General features: G+C 39.7%; 19 protein-coding genes. 13 read left to right on the plus strand and 6 right to left on the minus strand.

The genetic code is table 11. The features are described 5' to 3' along the window. Window positions 1-28 precede the first annotated feature (28 nt). Entirely contained in the window at window positions 29-2695 is a 2667-nt protein-coding gene (locus tag OC25_RS20135) for a valine--tRNA ligase (RefSeq protein ID WP_039479850.1), read from the minus strand. A gap of 401 nt (window positions 2696-3096) precedes the next feature. Here OC25_RS20135 and OC25_RS20140 point away from each other — a divergent pair, with 401 nt between their 5' ends. Beyond that, window positions 3097-3504 (plus strand): DoxX family protein, encoded by a 408-nt coding sequence (locus OC25_RS20140; protein WP_039479853.1) that lies wholly within the window; start codon window positions 3097-3099, stop codon window positions 3502-3504. On the opposite strand, the gene OC25_RS20145 is transcribed toward OC25_RS20140, so the two are convergent. Then, window positions 3505-4140: a Uma2 family endonuclease gene (locus OC25_RS20145; protein ID WP_039479854.1), complete on the minus strand. Its 636-nt coding sequence runs from the start codon at window positions 4138-4140 to the stop codon at window positions 3505-3507. A gap of 231 nt (window positions 4141-4371) precedes the next feature. Further along, window positions 4372-6357, minus strand: a complete 1986-nt coding sequence (locus OC25_RS20150) for a heavy metal translocating P-type ATPase (protein ID WP_039479857.1) — start codon at window positions 6355-6357, stop codon at window positions 4372-4374. A gap of 400 nt (window positions 6358-6757) precedes the next feature. Here OC25_RS20150 and OC25_RS20155 point away from each other — a divergent pair, with 400 nt between their 5' ends. Beyond that, entirely contained in the window at window positions 6758-8794 is a 2037-nt protein-coding gene (locus OC25_RS20155; RefSeq protein ID WP_039479860.1) for a M13 family metallopeptidase, read from the plus strand. A 269-nt stretch (window positions 8795-9063) separates the two neighbouring features. Next, the gene (locus OC25_RS20160; RefSeq protein ID WP_052266339.1) at window positions 9064-9861 is read left to right on the plus strand and encodes a DUF2625 domain-containing protein; all 798 of its coding nucleotides are present in this window, start codon (window positions 9064-9066) and stop codon (window positions 9859-9861) included. A 57-nt stretch (window positions 9862-9918) separates the two neighbouring features. On the opposite strand, the gene OC25_RS20165 is transcribed toward OC25_RS20160, so the two are convergent. Beyond that, complete coding sequence (locus tag OC25_RS20165; RefSeq protein WP_082018668.1) at window positions 9919-10257, minus strand: MmcQ/YjbR family DNA-binding protein; 339 nt, start codon at window positions 10255-10257, stop codon at window positions 9919-9921. 329 nt (window positions 10258-10586) lie between these two features. Between OC25_RS20165 and mnmC2 the strand changes: the two genes are divergently transcribed. From mnmC2 to OC25_RS20205, 8 genes are all read left to right on the plus strand, one after another. Beyond that, entirely contained in the window at window positions 10587-11252 is a 666-nt protein-coding gene (gene mnmC2, locus OC25_RS20170; protein WP_039479864.1) for a tRNA (5-methylaminomethyl-2-thiouridine)(34)-methyltransferase MnmC2, read from the plus strand. Window positions 11253-11372: 120 nt separating this feature from the next. After that, a complete protein-coding gene (locus tag OC25_RS20175) occupies window positions 11373-12320 on the plus strand; it encodes an aldo/keto reductase (RefSeq protein WP_039479866.1) in 948 nt (315 codons plus the stop codon). 211 nt (window positions 12321-12531) lie between these two features. Beyond that, a complete protein-coding gene (locus tag OC25_RS20180; RefSeq protein ID WP_039479868.1) occupies window positions 12532-12735 on the plus strand; it encodes a hypothetical protein in 204 nt (67 codons plus the stop codon). 84 nt (window positions 12736-12819) lie between these two features. Next, a complete protein-coding gene (locus OC25_RS20185) occupies window positions 12820-13929 on the plus strand; it encodes an AI-2E family transporter (protein WP_039479870.1) in 1110 nt (369 codons plus the stop codon). A gap of 1 nt (window position 13930) precedes the next feature. After that, complete coding sequence (locus tag OC25_RS20190; protein WP_039479873.1) at window positions 13931-14227, plus strand: hypothetical protein; 297 nt, start codon at window positions 13931-13933, stop codon at window positions 14225-14227. A 63-nt stretch (window positions 14228-14290) separates the two neighbouring features. Further along, window positions 14291-14740, plus strand: a complete 450-nt coding sequence (locus OC25_RS20195) for a DoxX family protein (protein ID WP_039479874.1) — start codon at window positions 14291-14293, stop codon at window positions 14738-14740. Window positions 14741-14777: 37 nt separating this feature from the next. Beyond that, the gene (gene mazG / locus OC25_RS20200) at window positions 14778-15584 is read left to right on the plus strand and encodes a nucleoside triphosphate pyrophosphohydrolase (RefSeq protein ID WP_039479876.1); all 807 of its coding nucleotides are present in this window, start codon (window positions 14778-14780) and stop codon (window positions 15582-15584) included. 118 nt (window positions 15585-15702) lie between these two features. Further along, the gene (locus OC25_RS20205) at window positions 15703-16827 is read left to right on the plus strand and encodes an ATP-binding protein (protein ID WP_039479878.1); all 1125 of its coding nucleotides are present in this window, start codon (window positions 15703-15705) and stop codon (window positions 16825-16827) included. On the opposite strand, the gene OC25_RS20210 is transcribed toward OC25_RS20205, so the two are convergent. After that, complete coding sequence (locus OC25_RS20210) at window positions 16822-17205, minus strand: YchJ family protein (protein ID WP_039479881.1); 384 nt, start codon at window positions 17203-17205, stop codon at window positions 16822-16824. The two genes, OC25_RS20205 and OC25_RS20210, sit on opposite strands and share 6 nt — an antisense overlap. Window positions 17206-17281: 76 nt before the next feature. On the opposite strand from OC25_RS20210, the gene OC25_RS20215 reads away from it, so the two are divergent. Together OC25_RS20215 and OC25_RS20220 are read left to right on the plus strand one after the other, a co-directional pair. Further along, the gene (locus OC25_RS20215) at window positions 17282-18088 is read left to right on the plus strand and encodes a tRNA pseudouridine synthase A (protein WP_039479883.1); all 807 of its coding nucleotides are present in this window, start codon (window positions 17282-17284) and stop codon (window positions 18086-18088) included. A gap of 30 nt (window positions 18089-18118) precedes the next feature. After that, window positions 18119-18562, plus strand: a complete 444-nt coding sequence (locus OC25_RS20220; RefSeq protein WP_039479884.1) for a hypothetical protein — start codon at window positions 18119-18121, stop codon at window positions 18560-18562. Between the two features lie 81 nt (window positions 18563-18643). Here OC25_RS20220 and OC25_RS20225 read toward each other — a convergent pair whose 3' ends face one another. After that, window positions 18644-19864 carry an ABC transporter permease gene (locus tag OC25_RS20225; RefSeq protein ID WP_039479885.1) on the minus strand — a complete coding sequence of 407 codons (1221 nt, stop codon included), beginning with the start codon at window positions 19862-19864 and terminating at the stop codon, window positions 18644-18646. Between the last annotated feature and the right edge of the window lie 53 nt (window positions 19865-19917).

A 19917-nucleotide genomic window follows, 5' to 3' on the forward strand; every position in this document is an offset into this window, starting at 1 on the left:
AACCTTGCAGGTGTTAATGATGATATGATTATCCTAAAATCGCTAAACTTTCTTCAATGATTTTGATTTTCGCTTCAGCATCAGCCTTTTTATTGCGTTCGTTGGCAATAATTTCTGGCTTGGCATTCTGTACAAAACGTTCGTTATTCAATTTCGACTCAACCGATTTTAAGAAACCTTGCAGATAAACCAAATCAGCATTTAAACGCTCACGCTCTGCATCCACATCTACATTTTCGGTTAACGGGATAAAGAATTCATCTTTACCGGCCATAAATGCGGTAGCACCTACAATTTTGTCGTTCACAATCTCGGCTTCTGATACATTGGCCAGTTTGAAAACAATATTTAACCATTTCTCATAATCGATCTCAGAATTTACCTTCAAACTTAAAGGTAAAGCTTCTTTAGGTGAGATTTGTTTTTGGTTGCGTACGTTCCTGATTTCGGCAACAACAGTTTTAATTACCTCGGCATCTTTCAGCAATTGCTCATCAATACTGCCTCCTTTCGGGAATTCGGCAACAATGCAGCAGTCCATTTCGCCACGGGCAGCAAACAAATCGTCGTGCCACAATTCCTCCGTAATGAAAGGCATGTTCGGGTGCAACAGTTTAATAATCTGCTCAAAGAAATTAACAGTGGCCTGGTAACTTTCTGCATCAATTGGCTGCTGGTAAGCTGGCTTAACCATTTCTAAATACCAGGCACAGAAATCGTCCCAAACCAGTTTATAGGTAGTCATTAAAGCTTCCGAAAGACGGTATTGCTTAAAGTTATCTTCAATTTCTACCAGTGCAGCATTAAAACGGTTTTCGAACCACGAAATAGCCTGTTTATTTGGATTTGCTAAGTTTGCATCTACCTCCCAGCCTTTAACCAAACGGAAAGCATTCCATATTTTCGATGCAAAATTACGTCCCTGCTCACAGTAGCTTTCATCAAACATTAAATCGTTACCTGCCGGTGATGACATCAGCATACCTACGCGTACCGCATCTGCACCATATTTTTCAATCAATCCAATCGGATCTGGCGAGTTACCCAGCGATTTAGACATTTTACGGCCTAATTTATCGCGTACAATACCGGTTAAATACACATTGGTAAATGGTTTTTTGCCCATAAACTCATGGCCCGCCATAATCATGCGCGCCACCCAGAAGAATAAAATCTCAGGTGCGGTAACCAGATCGTTGGTTGGGTAGTAATAGTTAATATCCTTGTTGTTGGGATCTTTAAAACCATCAAAAACAGAAATTGGCCACAACCAAGAAGAAAACCAGGTATCCATTACGTCTTCATCCTGACGTAAAAAAGGCTCTAACTGATGTTTAAAACCTGCTTTTTCAGCGTCCGAACAGCTTTCGTCCAAATGTTTTTTCTTCCAGAATTCTTCTAAAGCCTCGTCTTTGGTTTTGGCAACCACCCAGTTTCCTTTATCATCGTACCAGGCCGGAATGCGTTGGCCCCACCACAGCTGACGCGAAATATTCCAGTCGCGCACATTTTCCATCCAGTGGCGATAGGTATTTTCAAATTTATTCGGAATCAGGTTTACCTCTCCGTTCAATACATCATCCAGAGCAGGCTGTGCCATTTCTTTCATCTTCACAAACCACTGCATCGAAAGTTTAGGTTCAATGGCCGCATCGGTACGTTCAGAAAAGCCAACCTGCGATTTATAATCTTCTACTTTCTCTAAATGGCCCGCCTCTTCGAGCATTTTGGCAATCTTTTTACGCGCAACAAAGCGGTCTTCGCCCACCAAAATAACGGCCAGTTCATTTAAAGTACCATCATCATTTAAAATATCGGTAACCGGTAAATTGTGTTTTACACCCAGTTCATAATCGTTCAAATCGTGTGCTGGGGTAACTTTTAAGCAACCTGTACCAAATTCGATATCTACATACTCATCTTCAATAACCGGAATTTCGTGGTTAACCAGCGGTACGAAAACTTTTTTGCCCTTTAAGTGGCTAAAACGTTCGTCGTTCGGGTTAATACAGATCGCTGCATCTGCCATAATGGTTTCAGGGCGTGTGGTAGCAATCGTTAAAAACTGGTCGGTTGTACCCGAAATCAGGTACTTAATATAATATAACTTCTGGTTAACTTCCTTACGGATTACCTCTTCATCAGAAACAGCCGTTTTACCTGCGGGATCCCAGTTTACCATCCGGATACCACGATAAATCCAGCCTTTTTTGTACAGGTGGATAAATGAATCGATAACCGCTTCAGAAAGATCTTCCTCCATGGTAAAACGTGTGCGATCCCAATCGCAGCTGGCGCCCAGTTTCTTTAACTGTTCTAAAATAATACCGCCGTATTTCTCTTTCCATTCCCAGGCATATTTTAAAAACTCTTCACGCGAAAGGTCCTTTTTATTGATCCCCTGCTCTTTTAACATGGCTACAACCTTAGCCTCAGTTGCAATTGAAGCATGATCGGTTCCGGGCACCCAGCAGGCATTTTTACCTTGCATACGCGCCTTACGGATCAAAACATCCTGAATGGTATTGTTAAGCATGTGCCCCATGTGCAGTACCCCTGTGACGTTTGGTGGCGGAATTACAATGGTGTAAGGTTCGCGCTCATCAGGCTCTGAGTGGAAAAACTTTTTAGATAGCCAGTAGCTATACCATTTATCTTCTGTTTCTGCAGGATTGTACTTGGTGGAAATGCTCATGAAAAATTGTTATAAAGGCCCAAAAATAGCTAATTAAGCTGAAAGCCCAAAGCCAGGCAAGCGGAAAGCTGAAAGACTAAGCAGCTAAACATCATATTAGTAGGAATGAAAGATATAGATACCTGTTTTTTTTAAAAAGCAGGTCCAGCATTTCATTTTAAAGTCAGTCCTGCTGTCCGTTTTATTCCGATGAAGAATCGGAATGCTCACTCCCATCAGGTTTAGAAACACAGGATCGTGCTTTTATAAATGATGCTTTAAATACAAACCGCCTTTAATCTGCAAATTCCGTGTTTCAAGGCAAAAAGAATAATATTAATTCAATGCCAGATGGGAACAGCTAATACCACAATAATCTAAATAAATAGTGTATTTTAGTATAATACACCATTTAAATTACCATGAATACTAACAATTCTAAAGTAGCTTATGCCATTTTACGTTATGCTGTAGCAATTATCTTACTATCGCACAGCGTGTTTGGCATGTTTGATGGCGGTATTAATGATTTCGGCAATTTATACCTGAACAAAGTTGGCTTTGCTCCTTTTGGCGTAGCTATTGCCTGGAGTATTAAACTCTCGCATGTGTTTTGCGCAATATTACTGGTGTTTAACAAATACATCCGTCTGGCCAGTTTTGCCAGCATTTTTGTTTTAATAACGGGCATTATTATGGTGCACTTTAAAGAAGGCTGGTTTGTAGTAGGTGGAGGCAGAAACGGTGTAGAGTATAACTTTGTGTTGATTTGTGTGTTAACCGCAATTGTATTTTTAAACAATGCCAGCCGCCCAGAATTGAAACAGTAATTAGCTTAAATCTTCGAAAACATCGTTCAAAAAAAGTTCAAAGCCCGGCAAAACCGAAGAAGTTATTTTTTCGCTAAGTGTAAATATTTTAGATGGCTGGAATTTACCATAATCCTGGAGGGTATAAACGAGTATACTTTGATCGCTCTGACTTACCACCCAATATTCTTTTACGCCAAACGCTTCGTAAATGCGGTATTTATGCAGAAGTTCCATTTTAGTGTTACCTGGTGATAAAATCTCCACTACAATATCAGGTGCACCTATGCAGCCACGGTCATCTAGCTTACTTTTATCACAAATTACGCAAATATCTGGCTGCAAAACAGTGTATACATCTTTGTCGGCCTTGCTCTCTTTTGGAAAACGTACATCAAAAGGAGCCGTATACACCTTACAGGTTTTGTCATTTAAAAAATTACCCAGTTTTAAAAAAATATTACCTACAATACCCTGATGCACCCTTGATGGCGCCGGACTCATTTTAAAAACCTTACCTTCAACCAGCTCTACTCTTTCCGGAAAGAGCCAATTCAAATAATTGGCATAAGTATAGGTTAACGATCCGTCTATATCATTAAAAGCACGCACAGGTTCGTCGTCGCTAAGAATTGGATATGGTTTAGATTCAGACATACCCAAATATACTAAATTTTATAGCAATTTACATATTGTTTTTAAACATATATTTTATTCACCATTAAGAAGTTAAGTACATTAAAAACTTCATCTAATTTCTTAACTATCTTAATCCCTTAATGATAAAAACTAACCTGCATTTTATTCACCATTAAGAAGTTAAGTACATTAAAAACTTCATTAATTCCTTAACTATCTTAATCCTTTAATGATAAAAACCAATATGCACTAAAACTTCATCTTCTGAATCCGAACAGCATTTAATATCGCCAGCAAAGCCACCCCAACATCTGCAAAAACTGCTTCCCACATCGTTGCCAGCCCGCCCGCACCCAAAATTAAAACCAAAGCTTTAACCGCAAAAGCCAGCGCAATATTCTGGATCACCACATTTTTGGTGGCTTTACCAATTTTAATGGCCGTAGCAATTTTAGAAGGCTGATCAGTCTGGATTACCACATCAGCAGTTTCAATAGCTGCATCGCTCCCCATGGCTCCCATTGCAATACCAATATCGCTAATGGCCAGCACGGGCGTATCGTTAATGCCATCGCCTACAAAAGCAACGACCTTGGTTTTATCGCTTTTAATTTTTTCGAGGTTGGCTACCTTATCTTCAGGCAATAAATCGCCATAATATTGATCGATGCCCAATTGACCGGCCACTCTTTTAACTATTGAAGTTTTATCACCACTCAGCATTACCACCTGTTTTACGCCGTTTTCGTGCAATTGTTTAACGGCAGCAGCGGCGTCTTCTTTAATCTCATCGGCAATTAAAACGTAACCGGCATATTCTCCGTCAATAGCCACCACCACAATACTTCCCTCTATATCTTGTATATCCAGATCAAAAGGAATATTGAATTTTGCTAAAAGCCTGGTATTTCCGGCTAAAATTGTTTTGCCATTTACTGTACCTTTCAGGCCCATCCCGGCAATTTCTTCGAGATCGGTAGCGGGATGAAGTTCTGCCCCATTGGCATACTCCACCACAGCTTTGGCAATAGGATGGGTTGATTTAGCTTCTACAGCAGTCAGATAGGCTAAAAATTCCTTTTCGTTAATGGTACTTTCTATTTTCTGGACATTAAAAACACCCTTGGTAAGTGTTCCCGTTTTATCCATCACCACGGTATCGAGCTTGGTAATCAATTCTAAAAAATTCGACCCTTTAAACAAAATACCATTTGCTGATGCCGTTCCAATACCGCCGAAATAACCCAATGGGATGGAGATAACCAGGGCACAGGGGCAGGAAATAACCAGAAAAACCAGTCCGCGATACAACCAGGTTTGAAAATGATATTCGCTACCCAAAATCAAGATGGGCAGCGTAACCAATGCTAAGGCCAGGAAAAATACAATGGGCGTATAAACTTTAGCAAACCTGCGGATAAAAAGCTCGGTTTTAGCTTTACGCGCAGTGGCATTTTGTACCATTTCCAGTATGCGCGATAAAGCACTGTCGGAAAAAGCTTTGGTAACCTTTATTTCGATCACCTTATCCAGGTTAAGCATTCCAGCCAAAACACTTTCGCCTTTATTGATGGTTTTAGGTTTACTCTCGCCGGTCAATGCAGCAGTATTGAAGCTACTTTTTTCGGAGAGCATTTCGCCATCCAAAGGGATTTTTTCTCCGGCTTTAATTTGTATGGTTTCGCCAATGGCTACTTTCTCAGGATTTACATCTTCATATTTTCCATTTCTGAGCACATGTGCCACATCAGCACGAACATCAAGCAAAGCCGAAATATTCCTTTTTGCCCGGTTTACAGCTGCCATTTGAAAAAGCTCACCAATGGTATAAAAAAGCATTACGGCAACCCCTTCAGGATACTCGCCTATGGCAAAAGCGCCAATGGTAGCGATAGACATTAAAGAAAATTCGGTAAAAAAGGCTTTAGCTTTAAAAGTTTCCCAAACTTCGCGTAAAACAGGCAAACCAACCGGTAAATAAGCCAGGATGTACCAATACGGCCTGATGGTTTGAAAAGCGGGTACCTTAAAAAAATTATCGAATACAATTCCAATCAGCAACATCGCAAGGGTAACGATCGCCGGCAGGTAAGTTTGAAATGCAGATGGGTCGCCACCGTGATCATGATCGTGTTCATCGCCATCGCCATGCGAATGGTCATGATGTTGATGTTGGGGTTCCGGATGTGCTTTGCTGCTACAGCAGCTATCGTGAGTATCGTGGGAGTGGCTCATTATCTATTACACTATAATTCGTTATTAAGCTATATAAAACGATCTGGAATCAAATTTATGGAAAATAAAAATGGTTTATCCCGAATCATTCTTAATAGCAATAATTTTTACAGCCACACAATAAAATTTGTTAAAAAATGTTAATAGTGTATAAAAAGATTTAAAATCATGAATCCTGAAACGATTAAAACAATCGGAGAAGGATCCATCTGAAGCATAAAGTTAAATATATAAAACAGATGAAATCTATTAAAATCCCATTCTCAGCATCAGATTTGATCAGACGACTAGGTCTGGCAAAAATCTACTATTGGTTTTACAAGTAATATTTCTAATATATTACTACGGTATTAATTAGTATTTCATAAATTTCGCCTTTAAACTAACTTATTTTAAGCGAATGAAATACCAAAATTTGAAAAGATATTTTGCGGCGCTGGGTATAGTCGCTGCTGGCTTTTCTGCAAACGCACAAACCACCAAAAAATTTATCGATCCTGCCAACATGGATTTATCGGTTAAACCCGGCGATGATTTTTACCAATATGCAAGTGGTACCTGGATAAAAAATAACCCTGTTCCAGCCAAAGAAACCCGTTGGGGCTCTTTTAACGAACTCCGCGATTTCAATATCAATGCCGTTAAAACACTTGTTGAAGATGCCGCAGCTGATAAAAGCGCACCGGCCGGATCGGTAAAACGCAGGGTAGGCGATTTTTACACCGCTGCAATGGACAGTTTAACCATCGAAAAATTAGGTTATACGCCAATTAAAGCCGATTTAGCTAAAATTCAACAGATTAAAGATATCAAAGGCGTTTTAGATCAGGTAGCTTACATGCGTGTAAATGGTTTAGCCGGCGCCATGTTTGGTGTTGGTGTTAGTCAGGATCGTAAAAACGTAAACAAGTACATGGTTAACATTGGTCAGGGTGGTACCACTTTGCCTGATCGCGATTATTATTTAAAAGATGATGCGCGTAGTGTTAAAATCCGCGACGCTTACAATACTTACATGGTTACCCTGTTTACCTTAACCGGCAGCAGTGCTGAAGAGGCTAAGCAAAAAGCTGCAACCGTTTTTAAAATTGAAAAACAGTTTGCAGAAGCGCAAATGAGCCGTTTGGAAATGCGCGATCCTTATGCAACGTACAACAAACTTACCGTTGCCGAACTGAACAGCAAAACGCCTGATATCAATTGGTCAACGTATTTGCCAAAATTTAAAATTAAAGGTCAGGATACCGTTTTGGTATCATCGCCTAAATTTATGGCCAGTTTAGATGGTATGTTAAAATCGGTTTCGGTAGCTGATTGGAAGACCTACCTGGAATGGAATATTTTAAAAGGATCGGCATCGAGTTTAAGTTCGCCGTTTGTAAAAGCAAGCTTTGCCTTTACACAAGCACAAACCGGACAAAAAGTACAAACACCACGCTGGCAGCGCATGTCATCGTTAACCGATGGCACCATTGGCGAATTATTGGGTCAGCTTTATGTGGCTAAATATTTTAAACCAGAGGCTAAGGAACGCATGAACCAGATGATTGTGAACCTGCGCAAAGCCTTCGAAATCAGAATTAACGGTTTGGAGTGGATGAGCCCCGAAACCAAACAAAAAGCATTGGCTAAATTACATGCCTTTACGCCTAAAGTAGGTTACCCTGAAAAATGGAAAAACTACGATGGTTTGGTAATTAATAAAGATACTTACTTCCAAAACTTACGGAATGCAAGTGTTTGGGGATACAACGAAATGGTTAACCAGTTAGGCAAACCTGTTGATCGTAAACGTTTTGGTATGACCCCGCCAACGGTTAACGCCTATTATAGCCCAACCTTGAACGAAATTGTTTTCCCTGCAGGTATTTTACAATTCCCGTTCTTCGACCCGAATGCTGATGATGCCGTTAACTATGGTGGTATTGGTGCAGTAATCGGCCACGAAATGAGCCATGGTTTTGATGATAGCGGAAGCCAGTACGATGCTGCCGGTAACTTAAAAAACTGGTGGACAGCTGAAGATAAAGCCAAGTTTGATGCCAAAACCAAAGCCCTGGGCGAACAGTTTGATGCCTACACCGTATTAGATACCGTGCATGTAATTGGTAAATTAACCATGGGCGAAAACATTGGCGATTTGGGTGGATTAAATGCTGCCTATACCGCATTCAAAATGACTAAACAAGGCCAAAGCAACGAAAAAATTGATGGTTTTACGCCAGATCAGCGTTTCTTCCTGGCCTGGGCACAGGTTTGGAGAGGTAATATTTTACCAGAAAGTGCCGCTCAGTTAATTAAAACCGATCCGCACTCTCCAGGTCCATACCGTACCATTGGTGCACCTGTAAATATGGATGCCTGGTACAATGCCTTCGATGTTAAACCTGGCGATAAATTATATAAAAAACCAGAAGACAGAATTAGAATGTGGTAATTTAAGCTAGAAGGTGTAAAGGTTGAAGGCGGAAGGTGCTGACCATCTCCCGCTCACCAAAACACAACATATCATAATATTGCGAACGCCTCAATTAAAAATTGGGGTGTTTGTTTTTTACCTGGTGTCAGCTGTTACCAGCTGACGCTTTTCTCGCAGTTCATTTTATCCGGTCTATTGATTTCTGGTAAACCTTCAAAAATTAATCCCGCTCCTTTCCGCTATTGTTAAATATCATTCTATCTTTGAAAAAACATTCTACGCATCCCATGAAAAGCGCAATTAAAACACTGTCCGTTCTGGCTTTAACTTTTCTTTCTGTAACCGGTTTTGCACAAAACAAACTGTTTACTGCCGAAGAATTAATCAACAAGAAAGATCCGGCATGGCCAATGGTTAAAAAATGGATTGATTCTGCTAAAAACAAGGTCGAAATTTTGCCTATCGATTCGACAAAAGCCAAAGAAGTGTTATACAATACGCAAATTTCTACCTATTCTACCCTGGGTTCGGTAATTTACAATACTGGTGGCATTATGGTCGATAACGGCTGGATCAGGATTTTAGGTTCGGGAAGTGAGCGTTTAAACCGTTCTGTTTCCGAATGGAACAAAGGTAAAACCATTAAAGAGTATGGCGATAACATGCCCTACTTGCTTGTTGCCGATGACGCCGTAGGCGGTTTCTTCGCCATTAATTACGGCGGCCTGGGCAAAGACATTAAAAACGTATATTACCTTGAACCAAACAGCTTAACCTGGCAACCGCTTGGTGCAGGTTATGGAGAGTTTTTGGTTTTCTGTTTCGACAGCGATCTGTCTAAATTTTACAAAGGCTTGCGCTGGAGCAGCTGGAACCAGTTTATTGCCAATTTAGATGGAACTAAAACCTACAGCTTCCGCCCTTACCTGTGGGAAGAAGGCACTGATATCGAAAAATGTACCCGCAAACTGGTTGGAATCGAAGACATGTACCGTTTTAATATTATGAAGTCGAAAGAATTAAATGCTGATAAAGGCATAAAAAAAGACGACTCGAAAAAAGAGGAAACCAAAACAGAGCAATAACGCTTATCTGAAAATTGTATCTGCGAAATTCAGTGATTTTGTGGCTCCGCGAATAAACTACACGTATTTAGCCTGAACTTTCTTTGATAGTTTAGCCAGGACCATAGCGCGTGATGCTTCTACCCTGCTCTTTAATTCACTATCGTTAAATACCTCTAAATTAGCTACGCGGATCCATTGACGTTTGGCCATGTGATGTGCCTGTTGTATGCCAGCCCTCGCGGTCAGGGCATCAAACTCTTCAGGATCGCATTTGATCGAGAAACTGTTATCCTCATCAATGGCAATAATGAAAAACATTTTCTCTTCAATCATGAAGCACAAATGCCCCCATTTCATACCTTCGGTTGTACCAGGCAAACTCAAACAATATTCTCTGAATGTTTCGATATCCATATTTAGGGTTTAGGATTTAGGGTTTAGGGTTTAGGGTTTAGGGTTTAGGGTTTAGGGTTTAGGGTAAGATCAAAGCTAAGTAGAAAAGATTAAAGCTGAAAGGGAAAAAGACGGAGGCCGGGAGGCTGAAGAACAGGGCAGGAAGACCAAAGCTGAAAGACTAAAGCAGATTAATTGTCCACTCCTATCTCCAACTAATGGTCTTAAAATTCAAAAACCCCGTTTATCCTTTTTCCATTTTCTAACCAATTTATCTTAAAATCCAACAATCCTATTTATCCTGATCTTATATTTGCATCATTTATCTTGCAAAAAATAAATCCTGGCCCATGAATATTATAACCCCAACAGCTGATGGCTCGAATACTCTTTACAACGAAACCATTGGCGAGCATTACCACAGCAAACATGGTGCTTTACAAGAAAGTAAACACGTATTTATAGGTGCAGGTTTGCAATTTGTTGCAGCAAAGCAGGCTGAAATTTCGATCCTGGAGGTTGGTTTTGGAACAGGTTTAAACTTTATTTTAACCCTCGAATATTGCGAGGATAATAACATTCAGCTCAATTATACAAGTATTGAGGCCTTTCCTTTATCTACCGGATTAATTGAACAAACAGGCTATTCGGCCTATGTGCCACAAACCATTTGGAATAGCTTTATAACCAATTACGAGGCTGCGCTTAAAAGCCCGCAATCACTTTCAGCATTAAGTACGCTCGAAATTCCGCATACTACTCTGGCAGCTTTTAATACGCCTAAAAGGTTCGATATTATTTATTACGATGCCTTTTCAGTGCAACACCAACCTGAAATGTGGAGTGATGAAATTATTGCGCATGCCTGTAGTTTTTTAAAGCCCGGCGGAACCTTTGTGACCTATGCCATTACCGGAAAATTAAAAAGAGCAATAAAAGCCTGTAGTTTCACCATCGAAAAATTACCCGGCGCCCCCGGAAAAAGGGAAATGCTCAGGGCGGTGAAAGGAATGTAAGATGGAAAATGGATTTGGAAGCTAGTGAATTAATGCAAGTGTCAAACCCTGACATTTAGCAAACGTTTTCTTAAAACCGCATCTCATTCTGTTTGTTAATCCTAATATAAAATTCACATCATGGAAAAAAGAATATTAGGAAAATCAGATTTAAATATAGCACCCATTGTTTTTGGCGGTAACGTTTTTGGCTGGACGATAGATGAGGCAAAATCATTCGAAATTTTAGACCAATTTATCGAAAATGGCTTTAATTGTATCGATACGGCCGATGTTTATTCGCGCTGGGTGCCCGGCAATAAAGGAGGCGAATCAGAAACCATTATTGGTAACTGGTTAAAAAAGCACAATAAAAGGCACGATGTAATTATTGCCACTAAAGTAGGCTCGGATATGGGGCAAGGAAAATCTCTCAAAAAAGATTACATCATCAATCAGGTAGAACATTCGCTCAACCGGCTACAAACCGATTATATCGATCTCTATTTTTCGCATTATGATGACGAGAACACCCCGGTTGAAGAAACCCTGGGTGCTTACGATGAATTGATTAAGGCAGGGAAAGTGCGGTGGATCGGGGCTTCGAACTTTTCGGCCAACCGCTTAAAAGAATCGTTAATCTTTTCTAACGAGCACAATCTGCCCCGCTACGAAGTTTACCAGCCCGGCTACAACCTGTACGATCGTGAAGGATTTGAGGCAGAGCATGAAAAAATTTGCCTGGAGCACAATTTAGGTGTAGTAACCTATTATGCGCTGGCAAGCGGCTTTTTAAGCGGAAAATACCGTAGCGAAGCCGATTTAAGTAAAAGTCAGCGGGGTAGCGGTGCTAAAAAGTACCTGAACGACCGGGGTTTTAAAATACTTGAAGCCTTAGATCAGGTGGCAGAAACACATGGTGTAGAACAGGCCTCAGTAGCGTTGGCCTGGTTGCTGTATCACCCTTCGGTTACTGCGCCCATTGCCAGTGTTACCGATTTAAACCAGCTAAAATCTTTCACCGAAGCGGCAAATTTAAAACTTAGCGCTGAGGATATTTCGTTGCTGGATAAAGCCAGTATTTATTAAAAGTTTGCAGGAGAGCTGTCTCATAAAGGCAGTTCTCTTCAAATTTATCAACTCGGGATCAGCTTTTATGAACCTTGCAAATTATTGAAGCACCATAAAAATGCTTGAAGCTTCATTCTAAAAGTTAAAATACCCCTTGTCATTATAGTTTTCAATCATACATATCGCAACTCTTTAAGAGATTCTTTACATTTGTGACAAATCTAAATCTATGGCAATCTCTACAATCTTAGCATCCATTCCGGGCATTATAGAAATCCTCGTTATTCTTGTTGGTATTGCGATATTGTTAGCTGTAGCTAATTATGGTAAAAATACCTCATTAGGGTATTTTGGTTCACTTCTGTTGGCAATCTTTACAACACCTTTAATCGCCTTCTTTATAATTCTGATATTCTTCAAAAAAGACAGATAATATTTAATATTTTGTACTGGTATTTTACCGCCACATAGATAAAACATTTAGCCAGCCTGATTGTATTAAACAGAACTTATTTTTATGAAAGACAAACTATCATTTTTGCCAAAGCTTGCGTTGGTGCTTTTCTGTTTAATTAGCTTAACCTATATTGCCATTTTAGGGCAATCGCTGCTTGCCCCGCTTCTTTTCTCTTTTTTAATGGGCATATTATTGCTGCCTGTAGCCAATTTTTTAGAGCAGCGGTTTAAATTTAAAAGGGGATTGTCAACGCTGGTTTCAGTGATTTTAATGATTACCATAATTGGAGGCATTGTTTATTTCTTTGGCAATCAGCTAAGCGATTTATGGGAAGACTGGCCCCTGTTAAAGGAAAAAGCCAATGTTTCTTACCATGAACTACAACATTGGATTTCGAAAACCTTTCATGTAAACTCCGAAAAACAACTGGCCTACCTGAACGATAGTACCGAAAAAGCCCTTGCAACCAGTGCCGCTATTGTGGCCACTACACTGGCTACTTTATCTTCTACCTTGTTATTTCTGGGTTTTACTTTGTTATTTACCTTTTTCATCCTCAACTACAGGAGAGTATTGTTTACTTTTTTAACCGCTGTTTTTAAAGAAGAACACAAAGAAAAGGTAACCGAAATTGTCTCGCAAATCCAGTATATCATAAAAAAATACATCATTGGTTTGTTTTTACAAATGCTGATTGTAAGCGTACTGATGATTACCGTATTAAGCATTTTAGGTGTAAAATATGCGGTTTTGTTAGGCCTCGTGGCCGGTATATTTAACGTGGTACCCTATCTGGGCATATTCTTCGCCTTGTTGGTTAGCTGTTTAATTACTTTCGCCACTGCAGGCGCAGGTAAAGTTTTATTGGTCCTCATTGCTTTTGTAGGTGTTCATGCTGTGGATGGTAACCTGCTGATGCCGCTCGTAGTGGGCTCTAAAGTAAAAATCAATGCACTTTTTGCCTTTATTGGTATTGTAGTTGGCGAAATGATCTGGGGTATTTCGGGTATGTTCTTGTGTATTCCTTATTTAGCCATGCTCAAAATCATTTTCGACCGGATAGACAATCTCAAACCCTGGGGCATTTTAATGGGCGAAGAACATAAACCCGAGAAGAAAAAACGGGTTTATCGCATTACCAAAAAGATTAAATTAGAAGAAAAAGATTAACATGGCCGAAAACCGTTCACCGCATATTCTAAGTACTTCGGCCAATTTACTGGGCATTTGCTTTATAGTACTTACCTCATTAAAAAAGCTTAACCTGGCCGATAGTTCGGTGATAGATGAGTTTGCCGTGGCAGCCGTAATCCTGTTTATGGCAAGCTGTATCTTATCTTTTATTTCTATGAGAAAAGGCGAATCTATAAGCCAAAGGCTGGAAAAAACTGCCGATTTTATCTTCCTTTCAGGATTGGTAGTATTATTTATCTCTACGATATTAATTGCCTTTAACCTGATTTCATAATTTTTACAACTCCATTACACCGGTCTTTTAGCAGATCTGCTTGTTAATTTACACCTTTGAAGCATGAAACCTTTATTCGTATTACTCGTTGTTTATGTTGCCCTGCTTGCCTTTGGCGGTCATACCACATTCGATAAGGGAAATATCTTTGCCGGTAACCTGGCCATGGGGGTGATGCTGCTTTTTACAGCTATTGGTCACTTTAAGTTTAAAACCAGTATGGCCGCAATGATTCCGCTTTTTATTCCTAAAAAGGTAGAAATTATCCTCATTACCGGCGTTCTGGAAATACTTTTTGCCATTGCGCTCCAGATAGAAAGTATCAGGTACTATACCGGCATAGCACTGGTTATTTTTCTGCTAGCTGTTGTGCCTTCCAATATTTACGCGGCCAAACACCGCATCAATTACGAAGACTTATACAAACCCGGACCAGATATTAAATATTTATGGTTCAGAATCCCCTTTCAGCTTTTCTTAATCACCTGGGTTTGGTATTTTAGCATCCGTTAACAGCTAATTACAAAACCTGTTGCAAAACACCATAAATATGCCTAACAATCCGATTCCTGCCAGTGCAAATAATCCTGCCGACGCCTTTATGCGTCTGCTTACCGTTTTAGATACCTTACGTACCCAATGCCCGTGGGATAAAAAACAAACCATGGAAACCCTGCGTCATTTAACCATTGAGGAAACTTACGAATTAAGCGATGCGATTTTGGAAGGTGATTTGGATGAAATTAAAAAAGAGCTGGGCGATGTAATGATGCACCTGGTCTTTTATTCGCGCATTGCTTCGGAAACTAACGAATTTAACATAACTGATGTTTTAAATGGCGTTTGCGATAAACTGGTTAACCGACACCCGCATATTTATGGCGATGTAGACGTGCAAAACGAAGAAGATGTAAAACGCAACTGGGAGCAGATCAAACTTAAAGAAGGCAATAAATCGGTTCTCGCTGGTGTTCCGGCCTCACTCCCTGCACTGGTTAAAGCGGCGCGCATTCAGGAGAAGGCCCGCGGGGTAGGCTTTGACTGGGAAAACAAAAACCAGGTTTGGGAAAAGGTAGAAGAAGAATTACAGGAATTTAAATCGGAATTTAACGTAGCCGATAATACCGCAATTGACGTAGAAAAAGCAGAATCGGAATTTGGCGACGTACTTTTTTCATTAATCAATTACGCACGTTTCATTAACATCAACCCCGAAAACGCCCTGGAAAAGACCAATAAAAAGTTCATTAAACGTTTTCAATACCTGGAAAGTAAGGCCAAAGAAAACGGAAAAGCACTAAGTGATATGACACTTGCTGAAATGGATATCTATTGGAACGAAGCGAAAAAGGTATAATTCCTGGCTTTCGTAATGCTATCATGCAAAGGCATTTTTGTTAAATTTGCGATTACATTCGCAAAATTTATATGAAATTTGCGATTACATTCGCAAAATTTATACTAAATTTGCGATTATGATTTCAAGAGCCATATCAGATTCAATTGAAAAACACCTGAAAGATAATAAAGCAATTATTTTATTAGGTCCGAGACAAGTTGGAAAGAGCACGCTTTTAAATCAGTTATCATCAAAATTCGCTCAACCCGTAATATGGTGGAATGGAGATGATGCTGACATCAGAACCTTACTCACCAATACTACAGCTACATCTTTACGTGCACTTCTTGGCAAGGCTAAAACTTTAATTATTGATGAAGCGCAAAGGGTTGATAACATTGGTTTATCGATCAAATTAATTATCGATCAGCTTAAAGATGTAAAAGTGCTGGCTACAGGCTCATCAGCATTCGAATTGGCCAACCACATCAATGAGCCACTCACCGGTAGAAAATGGGAGTACAACCTCTTCCCTTTCTCATTTGGAGAAATGGTAGCAGAACATGGTTTACTTACCGAGAAAAGATTATTAAACCATCGCCTCGTTTATGGCTATTACCCCGAAATTGTAAACAATCCTGGAGAAGAAGAAATCCGGTTAAAACAATTATCAGATAGCTACCTGTATAAAGATATCCTAACCTGGGAAAAGATACAGAAGCCTGATAAAATGGAGCGACTGGTGCAGGCTTTGGCTTTTCAAGTCGGAAATGAGATATCTTACAACGAACTAGGTCAAATAGCTGGTTTGGATAATCAAACGACCGAAAAATATATTGATCTGCTTGAAAAAGCATTTATCATATTCAGATTAGGGTCTCTAAGTAGAAATTTAAGGAATGAGCTAAAGAAAAGCAGAAAGATTTACTTTTATGATAATGGCATCAGAAATGCGGTCATTAACCAATTTAGCCCTGCAGCGCTGCGTCAGGATATAGGTGCGCTTTGGGAAAACTTTGTTGTTAGCGAACGGGTGAAATTTCTGGCCTACCAACAAATTAACTGCAACCAATATTTTTGGCGCACACATGCCCAGCAAGAGATTGACTACATTGAAGAACGGAATGGATTAATGAGTGCTTATGAAATTAAATGGAATCCAAAAGTCAATGCTAAATTTCCAAAAACGTTCTTAAATGCTTATCTTGATGTGGAAACCAAAGTGATAACACCTGAAAACATCAGTGATTTTTTACTATGAGTAAAACTCCCCATCCACATAATACCACTTACCGGCTTCTAACCTGAAGTTCGATTTTTCGTGCAATACTTCGGTTTGGAATTTCTTATTGAGGTAATAAGCTTTAAACTCTACAGTATCGAAAGTTGAACCCACAATTTCGAGTTTAAGCCATTTAGTATTTTTTGCACTTTTTAAATAGGCATCTTTGCTGTTACCTTTCCTTTTGCTGCTGTGTGTGGTTTCCACCAGGTAATCGCCATCCTGAACTACAAAAGCCGAATACCGCGAGCGCATTAGGGCTTCGGCTGTAGGGGCCGTTTGTTGTTTTAAATGGTATGGCTTACAGCAGTTTTGATATAATAAACCACTTCCGCAGGGGCAGTTACTAATATTCATTTCGGTTATTTGAGCGGCAAATTAGGAATTTAATGCCCTTGATGCCAAAATTTCCGTAAAATTGCAGTCCAAAATAATGAGATACTTCTTCCACATTGCTTATCAGGGTCAGCATTACAACGGCTGGCAAAAACAACCGGGCGCCATTAGCGTACAAGCCGTAATTGAAAAAGCACTGGAAAAAATTTTAAAACAAGCTGTTCCCATTATTGGTTGCGGCCGAACAGATGCGCACGTACACGCCAGTCAGTTTTTCTTTCATGCCGATATCGATCAGCCCTTTGATTTTGACTTGCTTTACCGCTTAAACAAAGCTTTACCTCAAAACATTGCTGTGTTCGATATTATTGAAATGGAAGGCCTGCCGCATGCCCGCTTCGATGCTGTTCAACGCCGCTACGATTATTTTATCCATACTTATAAAGATCCGTTTTTAAGCAACCAAAGCTCATTTTATCTGGCCCCGCAGCTGGACCTTAAAAAAATGAAAGCAGCTGTAAATTTGCTGCCACAATACAAAGATTACCGGGCTTTTTGTACCCAGCCCAATAAATACGAGCACACCATTTGCAATGTAATGGAAGCCGATTTATTTGTGAACGAAAAAGGCGACCGTATTCGATTCCATATCGCCAGCAATCGTTTTTTAAGTAAAATGATCCGTATTTTAATGGGAAAAATCTTAAAAACCGGCTTGGGCGAATTGAGCCTGGATGAATTTGAAAGCCTCTTAATTGACCGCCAAACGCCCAAAACGTTAGATCCGGCGCATCCTACAGGTCTTTATCTGTCGAAGGTAACCTACCCTTATTTAAATCTGCCACCCAGAACTGAATTTCTGCACAGTACACAAGGAACCGACTGGATTTCAGTTAAACTGTAGCGTTTTGGTTTCGGTCTCCGTTTAAGGGGTATGAAAGCTAAAATCTCCATCCTGTTATTTACCCTTGGGCTATCGCTGGGCTGTAAAAAGTCTGACAAGGTTGATGTGGTAAACGATGGCGATTATACCGGTTTACTTGTGGTAACCAATAGTGCAAAATCAGTGCCCAGCACCTATCCTATTGTTGCTTCTTTAAAAAACGGACGGTTTAACATCACCTACAAAAACATTGGTAAACCCTCAGCAGGATCGGGTACTTACACCTTTAATAAAGGACTGGCTGTTTTTGTTAATGAAGGTGCATATACCGCCGATTTTGACTGGAACATGATTTTAAACGGAGAGTATGAGGTTTTAAGCAATGCTACCGATCTCACCCTTAAAAAGAAGTTTAAGCCAGCTACCTCCGAAAACCCGGCAGCTACTTCATATGCATACCTGGAATATGAATACATTTTGAAAAAAGCAAATTAGCGCGAACGAATAAAAAAGTTAGGTTTAGGTTGCCTGGGCGTCGAAAATGATCTGATTTGATGACCCAGGCTTTTTTATGCCCTATTTAAAACGGATGGCTTTTAATGGAGAAACTTTACTGATTAACAACGAAGGTACAATCAACACCGTTAAACATACCACAACTGTTACCACATTGAGTAGCAGTACATCAATAAAATGAAATTCGATTGGTGCATAAGCTAAAAAATAGGATGCCTGGTTAAGTTTGAAAATATGTGTAGCCTGCTGGAAAAAGCCTAAACCCAAGCCTAAAATATTGCCTAAAAATAATCCTATTCCAATTAGGTAAGCCGCATTGTAAAGGAAAATTTTCATAATGCTCCAATTGCTGGCACCGAACGATTTAAGCATCCCAATCATGTTGGTACGTTCTAAAATCATGATTAACAAAGCGGTAACCATATTAATTACCCCCACAATCAGCATTAAAATTAACAACACCTTGGTATTTACATCTAACAGCCCCAGCCAGGTAAAAATATTGGGAAAGTTTTCTTCAATAGAAAAAGAACGCAGGTTACGTGGCAGCTTTTCATAAATCGCATCGGCAACAGGCTGCAGTTGATTAAAATCTTTAATCCTGATCTCTATTCCACCAATCTCGTTAGGCTCCCAATTATTTAAACGCTTAATAATATTCAGGTTACCCAAAACAAAACCTTTATCAATATCTTCTACACCAATATCGTAAATACCTACAATTTTAAATTTACGCGGGCGCAACTGGTTTTGTACAAAATACATGATAAAATCATCGCCCGTTTTTAACTTCAGGCGGTTGGCTGTGTAATTCGAAATCAACAATTCCTGCATGGCCTTTGTACTATCGGCAAAATTGATGATACTGCCACTGATCAGGTGTTTTTTGATATAAGCCCAATTGTAACTTTTATCTACCCCTTTAAAATTAATTCCTTCTATTTCGTTATTGGCCGAAAGAATACCCGGCTTGGTGGCAAAAGGGTAAAAATATTCGATATTGGGATTATTTTTGAGCTCGTTTTTAGTGGTATCATCTAAAACAAATGGCGAATGCTCAAAAGAATTGTTCAGATCGTAGCGCGTAATTTGTACATCGCCCAAATAACCACGTACCTTATCCTTAATTTCGGTTTTAAAGCCTTTAATAATGGCAATAGACAGGATCATAACAGCCAAACTCAGCATTACGCCCGCTATCGCAATGCGAACAATGAGCTTTGAAAATGTACGTTCTGACTTAACGGCTATCCGCCCGGCTATAAAATATTCGAAATTCAATTTTAATAGGTTTCTAAGTAACAAAAATGCTCAATTCCTTTTAAAAAATGGCA

Source organism: Pedobacter kyungheensis (genome assembly GCF_000812965.1).
Taxonomy (GTDB): domain Bacteria; phylum Bacteroidota; class Bacteroidia; order Sphingobacteriales; family Sphingobacteriaceae; genus Pedobacter; species Pedobacter kyungheensis.